Source organism: Bacteroides sp. An51A, from assembly GCF_002161565.1.
Taxonomy (GTDB): domain Bacteria; phylum Bacteroidota; class Bacteroidia; order Bacteroidales; family Bacteroidaceae; genus Phocaeicola; species Phocaeicola intestinalis.
The window spans coordinates 1-14,853 of sequence record NZ_NFIC01000001.1 but is presented as its reverse complement, the minus strand read 5'-3'; the positions used below and the strand labels follow the sequence as shown (position 1 = coordinate 14,853).

Genomic DNA, 14,853 nt, shown 5'->3' with positions numbered 1-14,853 from the left:
AGAAAATGAGTAATTTTATAGTTGCAAATCAAAACATTACTCAGCCCTATGCCCTTGCACAAAGTTACAGACTTTCTTTCAGAAATCAGCGCATTTTTTAGAAAAAATGACGCGCATAAAGCGATGTATTCCATACTGGACGTTATCAAATGGTTAAGAATGAATGAATCCACCTTGTTCGGCATGAAGAGCAAGTGCAACAATGTGTATCCGTTGTTGCAGGTGTTCCAGGCTTTGCTGTTGTACCCGTGTTTCATGGTCCGTAACCCTTATCGTTTCACCGGGTCTTCCTTAAGCGGCTTGCTGGGATGCAAGAAAGACGTGTTCTACCGTTTCATGAGTAATCCCAAGATAAACTGGCGGAAGTCCGTCTATCACCTCACCCTCCAGCTTTGGTCGAAGATCAGACTCCGCTCCGGGCGCAAGGAAGGCACGGTCTGTCTGATAGTCGATGACACGGACTATCCCAAGACGGGACGGCGCATGGAGAACATCGGCAGGGTGTTTTCCCATGTCCATCACAGGTGCATCCTCGGTTTCAAGGCATTGTTCCTTGCCGTCACGGACGGGACAACCCAAATGCTTCTGGATTTTGCACTGCTGGGTGAAAAAGGAAAGGATGGAAAGTTCGGGATGTCCGATGAAGAGCTCGCAAGACGTTTCACCAAAGGACGTGACAGCGGCGACGCCTTGCAGGAGCGTATCGGTGAATACACGGCAAAGAAAACCGACCTGATGATTGCCATGATAAGACGCGCCATCCGCAAAGGGGTCAGGTTCAGGTATGTGCTGGCAGACAGCTGGTTCGCCTGCAAGGATGTCATCCGGTTCATCCGCTCCCGCCACGTCAGGTGCGATTACCTGGGCATGATCAAGGTGGGAGAAAACAGCAGGACAAAATACTGTCTGGACGGGAAGCCTTATACCGCGCCGGCCTTGATCAGGCACCTTAACAGGCAAGGCAGGCGGAAGTACAGCAGGAGACTGCGTTGCTATTACATCGTGGCGGACGTGACCTTTGCGGATACCAAGGTACGCCTGTACTTTGTCAGGAGAAGCAAACGGGGCGCATGGAACGGCCTGATGACCACGGACATACGGCTTGAGTTCCTTGAAGCGTACCGGATTTATGCCCAAAGGTGGTCTTTGGAAGTCGTGTTCAAGGAAGCGAAGGGGCTGTTGGGGCTGGGCAAATGCCAGGCCGGCAACTTCGCCTCGCAAATCGCGGCGACATCCCTGACGGCTTTGCAATACAACATCCTTTCCTTAGTGAAGAGGTTTGCAGCCTACGAGACCATGGGAAAGCTCTTTGAAGACGTAACCAAGGATTCTTTGGAACTGTCCGTTGCGGAAAGGATATGGGGCGTCATGCAAGAACTGGTCATTGCGGTTGCGGAACTCTTCGGATTGACTGATGAAGATATCTATCAGGCTATCATCAACAGGGAGGAAGATATGAAACATATTTGCGACATTTATAGATTAAAACCTGCAAGTTGAACTTGCGAAACTTGAATTAATAATCTCTTGAATAAAACATATGAGCAAGGAGGAAGTAGTATAGCCCCAATTCGTCAACGTGGATTATGGTATATGTTAACTTTATCTTATAAATTTAATAATTAAATAAAATAGCTTCAATGGATACTATACAGGAAATAATCAATAATAACATATTAAAGTATTTAGATAAGACTTCGCTTGAAATAGAAGATAAGTGTTATTCTTATCGAGAACTTGACGAATTTGCAGATAGAATTGCACAACGAATAATAAGAGAATCAAAAATAGTTGATGATAAGGGCGTTTATGTGGGAGTATGTCTTCCTAGAAAATTTTGTTTATTATCTGCTATTTGGGCAATATGTAAATTAGGTTATACTTATGTCCCTTTAGATCCTGAATTGCCGATAGAACGAATGAAATATATTATAGAAGATTGTAAAATGCCAATTATTATTACTGAAGGTAATTTGACAAAGCAATTTTCTGATATAACTGTAATTGATTTGTTAGAGCAAGAAGCTGAGGATAATAAAGAAAGAGAAATTTCATTGATTGATGACGTGAATAAAAAAAACGCTTATGTTATTTATACGTCTGGAACAACAGGGAAACCGAAAGGTGTTCCTATTACTTATCAGAATCTTTTGAATATGTTGCATAATTTATCATTGCCTTCAGTTTTTAACATTTCAGAAAAGAGTAAAATTTTAAATTTTGCAAGTATTAATTTTGATGCATCTATTCTTGAAATTTATTCAGGATTGTTTTATGGTGGTACTTTGATAATGGCTACAGAGAAAGAGCGTCGTGATGTACAATTATTGTCTGAATTGATTCGTAAAACAGGTGTGACTTTTATGACATTGCCACCTTCTTTAGTTGTATTATTCCAAGATTTGAATTTTAAATCCTTAGATACATTGGCCGTTGTTGGAGAAAAAATGCTTCCTAATATAGTGCAACGTGTAAATCAATATTCTTATCGTTTGATTAATGGTTATGGTCCAACAGAAAATACAGTGATGAGTACGGTAAAAATTGTAGATTCTGATATTAATATTCAAAATCTAGGGACTCCTGTGCCTGGAGTTGTAGCACATGTGGTTCATGAGGACTTAACTTGTGTAAAAGTTGGTGAGATTGGTGAATTGTGTTTGGGAGGAGGTCAGTTGACCTTAGGATATTTAAATCGTTCTGAACTTAATCGACAAAAATTTTTTGCAAATCCATTTGCTGATGCAAAAGTAGCACCTATTCTTTATAAAACAGGAGACTTGGTACGTCTTATGAAAGATGGTAGTTTTGATTTTATAGGTCGAAAAGATACGCAGGTTAAAATTAATGGATATAGAATAGAATTAGGAGAAATAGTTCAACAAATAGATGCATGTGAAGACGTTGTACAGTCTTGTGTGCTGGTGGTAAATGATTCACTTGTTGCTTATGTTAAATTAAAAAATAACTGTTTAGTAGAATCTGTTATAAAACAGATAAGATGGAAACTGAAAGAATTTCTTCCTTTTTATATGCAACCATCTTCTTGGGTTATTATAGACGAATTTCCTCGTACAATTAATGGGAAAGTAGATCTAGAAAAATTGAAAAATGTGAAACAAAATTTTGTAAAAAAACTAGATAAAAAAAGGAATTCTCAAGAAGATATGATGGCGCATGTAATAGGGCATATAATAGGTCAGGATTTTGTTGATATTGATAGTGATTTCTTTGATGATTTAGGAATGACTTCCATTCAAATAATGCAGATTCCCATATCGTTGGAAATTTTAGGAATATATGTATCTGTTAACGATATATATGAAAATCGTACTATCAGAAAGATCATAAAAAATCATTCCATGAAACGAAACTATTGGTTTAATCAACCTGTAAAAGGAAAACCTGTGTTGATAATTGTAAGTGGTTATACTAGTTTTTCTTTCCTATATACGAAACTAGCTCAGGCTCTATCTGATTTGTATGCTATTTACGTATTGGAATCTTATCATGAAGCTCCGTGGCAAGTTACTGTTTCATGTGATGATATTGTTAAATATTATATGAAACAACTAGCTTCCGTTGTTTCTCAGTATAAAATAGCTGCTATTACTGGATTTTGTGTGGGGGGAGAATTAGGTCTGTTATTGGCTTATAAATTAAGTAATGAATATTCTTTATTTCCTCATGTTATAGTATTAGATGGAGAAGTAAAACGCAGTAAAGATAAAGAAGATTATATTCCTTTGGATATGGATTTTCTTTCAAGTGAAATAAATCAAGCTCGTTTTGAACGGGATTTAAGGATGGTCTGTACGATGCCTGATTTTCATTATGAAGGGAAGGTTACTTCTATTTTGGCTAATCAGTTTATGAGTGATTTTATGCCTCTTTCAAAAAAATCAACGGTAACGGAAAAACAGAGGCAGAAAGCACGATATTTTTATAATCGTACTCCTAAATTATGGAAACAATATTATCCGGATTGTGTGTTGTTTTATGTAGAAGCTGATCATTGGTCTTATTTGCATACTCCAGAAAGTATTGAACCAATCGTTGAGTATATCCGTTCATTGGTTGTTGAAAATAGAGGCGAAGATACTGATAAGATCGATTTAAAATAATGAAGTAGAAATGATACAGAACGAAACAATAACCAATATCCTGACACGAGTTACGGTCAGGAGGTTTACAGACGAGCCGGTAAGCGATGAGGCGTTGCACATCTTGCTACAGGCAGCCATGGCCGCACCCAGTTCGATGAATTTTCAGCCTTGGCATTTCATCGTGGTGCGTGATGAGGCAGTCATGCAAAAACTCAAGGATTGTTTGCCTTATGCAAAGATGATAAATAAGGGATGTACGGGGATTGTGGTTTGTGGCGATGTGTCTCTTTACGAATCCATCAATAAGATGGATAAGGAAGACAACACACTTTATTGGGTGCAAGATTGTTCGGCTGCATCCGAGAATCTGTTGCTGGCAGCCCATTCTATCGGGCTGGGAGCTGTATGGACGGGAATTTATCCACTGGAAAGCCGTGTGGATAAATTGCGTGATTTGCTGTCTGTGCCTGTCCATATTGTACCTTTGAACTTGATATTGGTGGGGCATCCGGTCAATATTCCTCAACCGAAGAATAAATGGAACAAAACAAAAATACATTACGATAAATTCTGAACACTTGTATGTTGAACGAAATCTTATTCCATCATGTCGGTTATGTGGTAGCCGATATCCGTCTTTCTGCTGCTCAGTTTGCCCAATTGGGGTATGTAGCTGGAGAGATACTTTACGATGAAGGCTTGCAGGTTGAACTTTGTTACCTGACTAAGGAGGGGGCACCTCTTGTTGAGCTTGTACATCAGTTGCAGTCTGGTTCGCTTGAAGCCAGTCTGCTTCATGCCAATGGTGTTATGCCGTATCATCTGGCTTACGAAGCTTTGGGATTTGATAAAGCTTGTGAGGAGTTGCTTGCCCAAGGCTATGAACGGTTGTTTGCCCCGGTACAGGTAGGGGCATTGCAGGGCATTCGGATTTGTTATTTTCATCATCCGGATGCTGGTTATATAGAACTGATAGAGAAACGTTGAACGGTATAATGGCAATGTGGCAATTTGTTAATGTGGCAATGTGTTAATTTGCTAATGTGTTAATTTGCTAATGTGTTAATTTGCTAATGTGTTAATTTGCTAATGTGTTAATTTGCTAATGTGTTAATTTGCTAATGTGTTAATTTGCTAATGTGTTAATTTGCTAATGTGTTAATTTGCTAATGTGTTAATTTGCTAATGTGTTAATTTGCTAATGTGTTAATTTGCTAATGTGTTAATTTGCTAATGTGTTAATTTGCTAATGTGTTAATGTGCTCTCATATTATTCATTAGCACATTAACGCTGCATTTTCATACGGTTTTGTGCGTCAGGCTCAGGAAGCGGTTTGTTACGTTGTTGAGCCGGGTGTGTTGACAATCAGTAACGCTGTTATGTGGGAATATAGTTTTTGGCATGTCACAGTACTTGGCAAAGCTTTTTCATCTATATGCATCGGTGCGCGCAAGTACATGCGGTGACGGACGCAGATAGTTGATAGTCCGTCAGATGATAGCAGACAGTTGATAATCAATGTGCGTAAATTAATCATGCCAATCAGGAGTTAAAGGGGAGTTAGAAGAAGTTATTGTCCGCCGGGCTTTGGGTATCGGTTTCAGAAGCAGGACTATTGACCTTTACCTCCTGAACGAAGTGGTAACTCCTGTGAAACATAACAGCTTTTATAGTCAAAAAGAAATGGTTTGCGAATTAGACAAACGGAATTTAAGAGTCAGAAGTGACTCCAACTCTTCTTTATAGTTTCCGATATTGTCGAAGAAATCCTTAACGGCCTGCCTGAATTTCTCTTTTGTCCTGTAGAAACCGGTATTGATGACCTTCTTGCGGAGGAATTTCCAAAGCCTCTCAATCAGATTGAGGTTCGGCGAGTAGGGCGGCAGGAATATCTGCCTGATTTTTGTCCCGTCCACCCATTCCTTGAGCTTTTTGTTGTGATAATAACGGGCATTGTCGGAAATGATATAGATGAACGGGGCCTCCGGATGCCTGTCCAAGGCCGCCTGATAAACTTCTTTTGTGGATTCGGCATTGACGCTTTCGCAATCATGGGCTATCACGTCCGTCACGTCATGCGCGTTAAGCAACCCGTTGATGTTCACCCTGTCACGACCGCTGACGGTCGGTTGTTCCAACTTTTCGCCTTTCTCTATCCACGCATAAGTGGAACGGCTGTTGTGGGTCGGATGAACACCGTCGGCATAATAAACCACGGCATCTTCCGGCATACCGGAAAGGATTTCGGAAAGTTCTCCGACAAAGGCTGCCTGCTTGGAGGCATCAGCCTCGCAAGGGACTTCCGATGTCTTCTTATAGGTGAAACCAATGCGGTTCAGCAGGTCTACAACCCCCTGGGGCGTGTACTCCACGCCGAATGTGGACTTTATCCACTCTGCCACACTCTTGGCATCCGTATAGATATGCTCACGAAGTTCCTTGCGCAAGGCGGACAACTGTCTGCTGTCAAGAAGCCCCCAATAACCTTTGTGGCGGTTTTCCAGAAGTTCATCGGCACCGCCGTGCAAATAAGCGGAACGGTAACGGTATACGGTGGAAACGTCTATTCCAAGGCATGAAGCCACGAAGGAAGGAGAATTGCCCATGCCCAACATCAGAATGCAAGTCACACGGGCATAGTCGGAACTTCCGGCTAGATTCCGTTGAAGTTTACGTAAATTTTCTATTTCTGATGTCGACAACTGCATTTCCATGCCGTAAAGATACAACTTTTAAACGAATTATTCGCATTTCACTTACTTTTGACTATAATTCCTGATTGGCATGCATTACATTCTTATTTCATGTGTTAAATTGAAAGTCCGGTGTTGAAAATTTGGTGGCAGATGTAGTTGTGAGCCTTCTGGGGCTTTCCCACTTGGACTGGAGGAAATGTTTTTGTGTTAATTTGATAGTCCCTCCTTTTGTTAACTGCTAAATCCTTTAACATAATGTGGTTAAAGTCGTGATGAAAAAGGCTTCAAATGCTTTAGGGAACCGAAATATTTGTTATATTTGTTTCATAATCTTTTAATAATGCAAAACTAAAAAGAGACGTATGAAAGATCAGTTGAAACATTTCTTACTGTTTGCTGTACTTACCATTTGTTGTACAGCTACGGCGGTGGCACAGGCTACCGTGAAAGGTATGGTGGTGGATGCAGGTACAAACGAGCCTCTTATCGGGGCTACGGTTGCCGTGCAGGGGACTACGCAGGGGGCTATCACCGATGTGAACGGAGGTTTCACATTGAAGCTTGCTAAAAAGGGAGTTACCATCGTATTTACATACTTGGGCTATAAAGAGAAGACTGTAACAATCGGGAAGGATGGAGAGGTAGACTTGGGTACCATCCTGATGGAATCGGATGCACAGATGCTCCAGGACGTGGTGATTACTTCGTCGGTGGCTATCGCCCGCAAGACGCCGGTAGCCGTTTCCAGCGTAAGCATGGACTTTATTGAAGAAAAGCTCGGTACGCAGGAGTTTCCCGAAATCCTGAAGTCGACTCCGGGTGTGCATGCCAACAAGGAAGGCGGAGGTTATGGTGACTCTGAAATCTATATGCGTGGGTTCGGCAACGAGAATATCGCCGTGATGGTGAACGGTGTGCCGATGAACGATATGGAGTGGGGAGGCATTTATTGGTCGAACTGGGCAGGACTGACCGATGTGACACGCACCATGCAGACCCAGCGCGGTTTGGGTGCTTCGAAGGTGTCGGCTCCTTCGGTAGGTGGTACCATTAATATCGTAACTCGCGGACTGGATAGCGAAAAAGGCGGAACCCTTGCTTATTCGATGGGGAACGACGGCATGAACAAGATTTTGTTCAGCGTTTCTACCGGTGTGTCGAAAAGCGGCTGGGCAATGACGTTGCTCGGTGCCCGTACGTGGGGTAACGGTTATGTGCAAGGCACTGACTTCGAAGGATACAATTATTTCCTGAACATTTCGAAACGCATCAATGAGGCACACCAGTTGTCGTTGACGGCTTTCGGTGCTCCGCAAAAGCACTACCAGCGTGACGGTGCCCTGACCATTGCTGGCTGGCAATATGTGGAAAAGGTATTCGGGGTGAAGAATTACAAATACAACTCTACGTACGGATTCGATAACAACGGTCAGCGTCGGAGTTCGGAATACAACGTATACCACAAGCCGCAAATCAGCTTAAACCACCAGTGGCAGATTGATGAGAAATCATCGCTGAGTACGGTGGCATACGTGTCTATCGGACGCGGTTACGGAAATTCAGGTCAGGCAAATGAAGACTATGGGTATTCATACCGCGACTGGAATGGAGGTTATTATGGCGAATTAATGACCGAGTATCGTAAAGCCGATGGTACGTTCGATTATGGAAAAATCGAAGACATCAATGCGGCAAGTGAGTATGGTTCGATGTTGGTCATGAGCCAGTCGAAGAACTATCATAACTGGTATGGTTTGCTCTCTACCTATACGACCAAGTTCGGCGAATACTTCGATTTCTACGGAGGTATCGATTTCCGTTATTATAAAGGTACGCATACGAACGAGATTTCGGATCTGTTCGGCGGCCAGTATTTCATGGATTCTACCCGCGGCGATGTACAGGTGGAAAACAATGCCAATGCTGCCAATTCGGCATGGAGATACCAGAAACTGGGTGTAGGCGATGTGGTGTACCGTGACTATGACGGACACGTATTGCAAGAGGGGGCTTTCTTCCAGACCGAGTTCAACAAGGATAAGCTCTCGGCTTTCGTGGCAGGTTCGTTATCGAATACCACGTATTGGCGTTACGACCGTTTCTATTACGACGAGGCTCATGCCAAATCCGATAAAATCAGCTTCTTGGGCTTTACGGCAAAGGGTGGTGCCAACTACAACATCACCGACAATCACAATGTATTCTTTAACTTAGGATATATCAGCCGTGCGCCGAAGTTCTCTTACGGTGCTTTCATGCAAGCCACTACGAGCCATGCCATCAACAAGGATGCCAAGAACGAGAAAGTCTTGTCGTTCGAGTTGGGATACGGTTTCCGCAACGAGTGGCTGAGCGCGAACGTGAATGCTTATTATACCAAATGGCTGGACAAGACCATGACCAAGAGCGGTACGATGGATAACCAGATGGAATATTTCATGAACATGACCGGTGTGAACGCCTTGCACAAAGGTATCGAGCTGGATGTGAAAATCACTCCGTTGAACTGGCTGGAGCTGACGGGTATGTTCTCGTTGGGTGACTGGAAATGGGATAGCAACGCTACGGGATATGCTTACGATGCTTACGGTCAGGCATTGACGGCTGAAGGAACCGTTACCACAGTAGGTGCTGCCGACCATGCCAATGCCAAGATTAACCTGAAAGGTGTGCGTGTAGGAGGTTCGGCACAGACCACGGCGGCTATCGGCGCTACCTTCAAGATTGGCAAGTCCATCCGTGTAGGTGCCGACTGGACGTATTACGGACGCAACTATGCGTACTATTCATTGTCGGGAAGCAACCTGTCGTTGGGCAGGGAGGTATCTGTGCTCGACCCGTGGAAGATTCCGGCAGCCAGCCAGTTTGACCTGAATGCTTCTTACCGCTTCAAGATCGGCAAGCTGAATGCTATCCTTTCCGGAAACGTGAACAACTTGCTGGATTACCAGTATATCTCGAAGGCATACAATCCGAATACGCTTTCTTCTTCAACCCTGCAGGAAGCTACAGCCGACAACATTTATTGCTACTATGCGTTCGGCCGTACGTATAGCTTGAGACTGAAAGTAAATTTCTAATCCTAAACAAAAGAAATGCAGTATATGAAAAAGATAATATTGATGTCGACCGTATTGCTGGCGGGCTTGTCGGCATGCGAAGATTATAACGACCAGTTTAATATTGATTCTTCCCTGACCGATGTGAAGACGGGCGTTACCATCCAGCTGGCTTCTTCCGATTACGGAACCATAGCGGGAATGGAAGCGAACAAGGAACTTGCCTTGTCGAAAGACCCGGAAGGGCAGACCTATGTGGCGGCTTTGGAAGCCATCGGCAAGAACAAGTATTTTGCCGATGCCACGGAAGCCGAATGGTATTTGCCTGCTTTTATCGATTATAAATATCCGAATGCCGATACCGGTTCGCGCATCTCGGTACAATATAATATGTACAGAGGGCAGTCGGGCTATCTGGCCGATTTCAAGAAGATTTCGGATTACACACTGACCAATAACGATTACCGTAGCGTATGGAACGGGACTTCTACCGCTACTTACTTGTCTCCGTCTACACTGAGACAGATTCCTTCGGTACTGGAATCCAGAATGGAAGACCCGCAAGAAGGAGATATGGTAGCCGTGAACTATGCTTACTCGGAGTTCGAGCCCGGTGCGGGAGGCGGTGTCATTCCGGTAGTGTATCAGCAGGTTAATACCTTCGACGGAGAAGCCGGAAATTACGTCATTGCGGCTAAAGCCAACGATGGCAGTTATTATCCGTTCGGCAAGCTGGACGACCCGAGTAAACCTTATGGATATATCTATCCCGATGCGATTACCGTGACCGATGGCATTATTTCTTCGGATAACGGTTCAGAGCAGGTTGTTACGATCGAAGAAGGTTCGGAAGGCTATACGTTGTTGAATAGCTACATGCAGTACATCTACATGGACGAGACACACGATAATTTTAACTTTACGACTTCTTTACCAACGGAAGGCGGAGAATGGTCGTTTGAGTCGAACGGAGACGGCACGTTTAAGCTGAAGAATATCGAAAGGGACAAGACCGTAAAACTGACTCTTTATAACGATTCGTATAGCTACGGAAGCTATGCAGCTTCGCGCTACACGTATGTGGAGGATGCGATGAAGGAAGAAAGCAAATTGTTTGCTGTTAAAAACATTACTGTTCCTGAAGATCTGTCTGCTGTATGGTCTCATGATGCCTCATACGGTTATTATAAAGCGACAGGATATGATGATGCAAATAAGAAAAACTTGGCAGCCGAAAGCTGGTTTGTGTCTTCCGAAATCGACTTGTCGGAAGCGCAGAATCCAGTACTGAACTTTGATTTTGCTTTCAATTTCTTGAATGGGAACAATGCGGCTGATTTTATGCAACTGAAAGTCTCTACTGATTATACCGGTGATGTACAGGCAACTACGTGGACAGATTTAGCTTATGATGGTTCTCGATTTAACCGTTGGGATTTCATCGCTCAAAGCGTAGACCTGGCGCAGTTTGCAGGGAAAAAGATTACCTTGGCATTCGCTTACAAGAGCACTGACCAGTGTGCGCCTACCGCCGAAATCAAGAATCTGGCGATTGTAAACGGACAATACTGGGATGTATGCCTTTTCAAGGAAGTGCCCGAATCGGAAGTAGCAGCCCAGATGTTGAAGATGAGCCGTGCATCGGGCGCATACGCCAATACCGCTGCCCTCTATGTATATCGTGAAGGTGCATGGAGCGAATATACGAATGAAGACGCGAATGTTGTGGTTGCCGACCCGGCTATGTATGCCGAATTGGGTGCCGACTATGTATCGCGGCCTGCCAATGTATTCCCCATCTATCTGGTTCAGAAGTTCCCGTTTGCCGCGAAAGGTGATAAGGCTGCCGTGGTTTACCGTGCAGATGCCGACGGAACAATGGCTGTAACGGAATATACGTACGATGCCGGCTGGAGTGCATCGCAGATTTATTCTTCCCGTACCACTACTTTCGAAAAAACCGAAGAAGGATATGTGGCTATGGCAGGCACTTACCTGAATGAAAGCTTGTTGGGTGATGAAGGTGGTTTTACCATCCAGGACATTTCGATGCAAGGCGTCAACTATGTATGGTCGAACACGGAACAATATGGCTGGAAAGCATCTGCTTACTATAACAATACGAATTATCCGGCAGAAAGCTGGCTGGTATCTCCGGTGATAGATTTGTCGGAAGCCATGGCTCCGCAGGTGGCATTTGAGGAAGCGCACCGTTATCTGAATGGTGAAGCGTTGACCGACCATTTCAAGATTAAGATTTCTACCGATTATGTAGACAATGTAGAGTCTTGCACATGGGAAGACTTGATATTCGATGAATCGCAATGGTCTGACGGTCAGACGTGGGATTTCTATCCGGTAGGTCCGTACGATTTGAGTACATACGCAGGACAAACCATCCGGATTGCCTTTGTTTACATCAGCAATTCTACGGCTGCTCCTACGTGGGAATTCAAGAATATCGTGGTGAATGAGGCTGAATAAGTTATAAAATGAAATGATTACATAAAGAAACGCAGATATTCGCGGAGGTGCGCAGACTGGAATTATAATCTGCGTGAATCTGCGGATATCTGCGTTTTTAATTATTAACCGGTTACTGAATATATGAAATCTGTTTTAAGAATATACATGCTGCTTTTCGGCTTCATAGTAGTCGGGTGTAGCGATAATGATACGATAACCATTGAGAATGAGACCACGCAAGAAGGAGCGGTCACATTGGTATTGAAAGGGTACGAAAGTGCTTCTGAGGGGTTCTCTGTATGCCAGCCCGAAGGGTTTACTTATCCGTTCTACATTCAAGACAAGACTTTTCATGGGGATGTCTACTGGTTTTCAAAAAGCGATGCCGGACGTCTGGACGCCATGCCGGAAGTACCTGTACAAGAAGCCGGTTGGCAACAATCGGTTGACATCGAGGAAGATGCCGCTTATTGGGCTTGGTGTATGGGTGCCGACCGTTACCGCTATCTGAAGTTCCGGGTAATAGACATCGAAGGAAACAATGTAACGATTGAATATGTGGAAGAAGATGCTCCGGCTGGAAACTGGAATGCGAATGCCGGTAATGATTACGTGACGGAATACGAAATGCCTTGCCTGAACGATTCGAATGTGTATGTGGCACATGACATTGAGGTAAACGGTAATCGGGTATTGAATTATGCACTGGAGTGGAATGCGGCTAAGCGGCACGCCAATTGGGTGGCTTTCAGTTTCGATAAAACGACTTCGGCTGATGAAGTATCACGTACCGATGCATGGGCGGTAGACGAAGAGTTGCCGGAAGAGATGCGTACGGAAGAAGCAGACCATAAGAGTGACGGTTTCGATAAAGGCCATTTATGCGCTTCGGAAGACCGGGTGTATACGAAAGAAGCCAACGAGCAGACCTTCTATTATAGCAACATGTCGCCACAATTGAATGACTTTAACGGAGGTTTTTGGCGTGGATTGGAAGAACAAGTGCAGACGTGGGGACGTTCTACAGCATCAGGAACCTACGATAAAGTATATGTGGCAAAAGGAGGAACCCTCAATGAATTATTGGTGAACTTTAACGGTACACACGTTTCGGGAGGAACTCCTACGACCGATGAAAATGGTTTTACCATACACGGATTGGCATGTCCTGCGTCCTATTTTATGGCTGTATTGACTGAAAAGGGAAATGATTTTCATGCCATTGCGTTTTTGATACCTCATCAAGAAGGATTGATTCGTAATCCTAAAGCGGAAGATTTGCAAAAATATGTGATTCCGGTGGATGAGCTGGAACGGAAGACAGGCATTGATTTCTTCTGCAATCTGGATGATGCGGTAGAGAATCAGGTAGAAGCAGAAGCGGTGATAAGTGACTGGAGTTGGTGATAAAATTGAAGGAATATGTATAAAAGAATCGGATTGACACTCTTTCTGTTCCTGCTGGTCGTAGCAGGTAATGCACAGAATAAGAAAGGGAAACTCTACGGAGTGGCGTTTTATAACTTGGAAAACCTGTTTGATACCGTTCACGATGAAGGGAAGAACGATTATGAATATTTGCCGGACGGACGGAATAAATGGGATGATAAGAAATATCAGTCGAAATTGGAGCACATGTCGACTGTATTGAGCCTGTTGGCTACGGATAAAGTGCCCCAAGGTGCTGCGGTGATAGGCATGGCAGAGGTGGAAAACCGCCGTGTGCTGGAAGACTTGTTAGCCCAGCCTGCGTTGAAGGAACGGGGGTATCAGATTATCCATTACGAAGGACCGGACGAACGGGGCATCGATTGTGCCATGTTTTATAATCCGGAACTTTATCAGGTGAAATCTACAAGGTTGGTGCCTTATCAGCTTGCGGAGCCGTCCGACAGGCCTACACGTGGCTTCTTGATAGCGGACGGAGAATTGGCAGGCGAACGGGTAGCTTTTATTGTCAATCATTGGCCTTCGCGTGGAGCCAAGTCTCCGGCTCGTGAGCGTGCCGGTGTGCAGGTGCGTGCCTTGAAAGACTCTTTGCAACGTCTGGACTCGAAAATCAAGATTGTCATTATGGGGGATATGAACGACGACCCGATGGACAAGAGCATGGCAGAATCGCTCGGAGCCAAACGTAATGCCAAGGATGTGAAAAAGAAAGAGCTGTATAATCCGTGGTGGAATACGCTGGAAGGAGGTGACGGGACATTGAAGTACCGGGGGAAATGGAACCTTTTCGACCAGATAGTCTTTACCGGCAATTTTCTGAACCGCCGGCACCGGAAACTGACGTACGAGAGCCATCAGATATTCAAACGCGACTATCTGTTCCAGACCGAAGGAAAATATGCTGGTTATCCCAACCGTACGCAAGCCGGAGGGCGTTGGCTGAACGGCTATAGCGACCATTTGCCCACCGTGGTTTATTTCATCAAGTGGTAATAAGTAAGAAGCTGTTTTGAATTTATCGTGCGATGATTTGGGATGAGTTTTTGAGGCATTTTCGCTTCTGTGATGAGGAAGAT

At 44.1% G+C, this 14,853-nt stretch carries 9 protein-coding genes; 8 read left to right on the top strand and 1 reads right to left on the bottom strand.

Features of this window, described 5'->3' with window-relative positions; all coding sequences use genetic code 11:
• The first annotated feature begins 48 nt into the window (after window positions 1-48).
• The 4 genes from B5G04_RS00045 (at window position 49) to B5G04_RS00030 (ending at window position 5,093) form a co-directional block, all read left to right on the top strand.
• Window positions 49-1,500 (top strand): transposase, encoded by a 1,452-nt coding sequence (locus B5G04_RS00045; RefSeq protein ID WP_087394992.1) that lies wholly within the window; start codon window positions 49-51, stop codon window positions 1,498-1,500.
• Window positions 1,501-1,640: 140 nt separating this feature from the next.
• Complete coding sequence (locus B5G04_RS00040) at window positions 1,641-4,124, top strand: non-ribosomal peptide synthetase (RefSeq protein ID WP_087394989.1); 2,484 nt, start codon at window positions 1,641-1,643, stop codon at window positions 4,122-4,124.
• A gap of 10 nt (window positions 4,125-4,134) precedes the next feature.
• Window positions 4,135-4,680, top strand: a complete 546-nt coding sequence (locus tag B5G04_RS00035) for a nitroreductase family protein (RefSeq protein WP_022039544.1) — start codon at window positions 4,135-4,137, stop codon at window positions 4,678-4,680.
• An 8-nt stretch (window positions 4,681-4,688) separates the two neighbouring features.
• Entirely contained in the window at window positions 4,689-5,093 is a 405-nt protein-coding gene (locus tag B5G04_RS00030; RefSeq protein WP_022039543.1) for a VOC family protein, read from the top strand.
• A 687-nt stretch (window positions 5,094-5,780) separates the two neighbouring features.
• On the opposite strand, the gene B5G04_RS00025 is transcribed toward B5G04_RS00030, so the two are convergent.
• Window positions 5,781-6,821, bottom strand: coding sequence for an IS630 family transposase (locus tag B5G04_RS00025; protein ID WP_087213269.1), 1,041 nt, complete (start codon window positions 6,819-6,821; stop codon window positions 5,781-5,783).
• Between the two features lie 344 nt (window positions 6,822-7,165).
• Here B5G04_RS00025 and B5G04_RS00020 point away from each other — a divergent pair, with 344 nt between their 5' ends.
• From B5G04_RS00020 to B5G04_RS00005, 4 genes are all read left to right on the top strand, one after another.
• The gene (locus B5G04_RS00020) at window positions 7,166-9,883 is read left to right on the top strand and encodes a TonB-dependent receptor (protein ID WP_087394985.1); all 2,718 of its coding nucleotides are present in this window, start codon (window positions 7,166-7,168) and stop codon (window positions 9,881-9,883) included.
• 24 nt (window positions 9,884-9,907) lie between these two features.
• The gene (locus tag B5G04_RS00015; protein WP_087395779.1) at window positions 9,908-12,346 is read left to right on the top strand and encodes a choice-of-anchor J domain-containing protein; all 2,439 of its coding nucleotides are present in this window, start codon (window positions 9,908-9,910) and stop codon (window positions 12,344-12,346) included.
• Between the two features lie 123 nt (window positions 12,347-12,469).
• Window positions 12,470-13,735: a DNA/RNA non-specific endonuclease gene (locus tag B5G04_RS00010; protein ID WP_087207900.1), complete on the top strand. Its 1,266-nt coding sequence runs from the start codon at window positions 12,470-12,472 to the stop codon at window positions 13,733-13,735.
• Window positions 13,736-13,750: 15 nt separating this feature from the next.
• Entirely contained in the window at window positions 13,751-14,770 is a 1,020-nt protein-coding gene (locus tag B5G04_RS00005) for an endonuclease/exonuclease/phosphatase family protein (protein WP_087394980.1), read from the top strand.
• Window positions 14,771-14,853: the final 83 nt, after the last annotated feature.

What these genes read in the sequence shown, in the direction of transcription:
- B5G04_RS00045 (WP_087394992.1), top strand. Translation starts at nt 49, where the DNA reads ATGCCCTTGCACAAAGTTACAGACTTTCTTTCAGAAATCAGCGCATTT.
- B5G04_RS00040 (WP_087394989.1), top strand. Translation starts at nt 1,641, where the DNA reads ATGGATACTATACAGGAAATAATCAATAATAACATATTAAAGTATTTA.
- B5G04_RS00035 (WP_022039544.1), top strand. Translation starts at nt 4,135, where the DNA reads ATGATACAGAACGAAACAATAACCAATATCCTGACACGAGTTACGGTC.
- B5G04_RS00030 (WP_022039543.1), top strand. Translation starts at nt 4,689, where the DNA reads ATGTTGAACGAAATCTTATTCCATCATGTCGGTTATGTGGTAGCCGAT.
- B5G04_RS00025 (WP_087213269.1), bottom strand. Translation starts at nt 6,821, where the DNA reads ATGGAAATGCAGTTGTCGACATCAGAAATAGAAAATTTACGTAAACTT.
- B5G04_RS00020 (WP_087394985.1), top strand. Translation starts at nt 7,166, where the DNA reads ATGAAAGATCAGTTGAAACATTTCTTACTGTTTGCTGTACTTACCATT.
- B5G04_RS00015 (WP_087395779.1), top strand. Translation starts at nt 9,908, where the DNA reads ATGAAAAAGATAATATTGATGTCGACCGTATTGCTGGCGGGCTTGTCG.
- B5G04_RS00010 (WP_087207900.1), top strand. Translation starts at nt 12,470, where the DNA reads ATGAAATCTGTTTTAAGAATATACATGCTGCTTTTCGGCTTCATAGTA.
- B5G04_RS00005 (WP_087394980.1), top strand. Translation starts at nt 13,751, where the DNA reads ATGTATAAAAGAATCGGATTGACACTCTTTCTGTTCCTGCTGGTCGTA.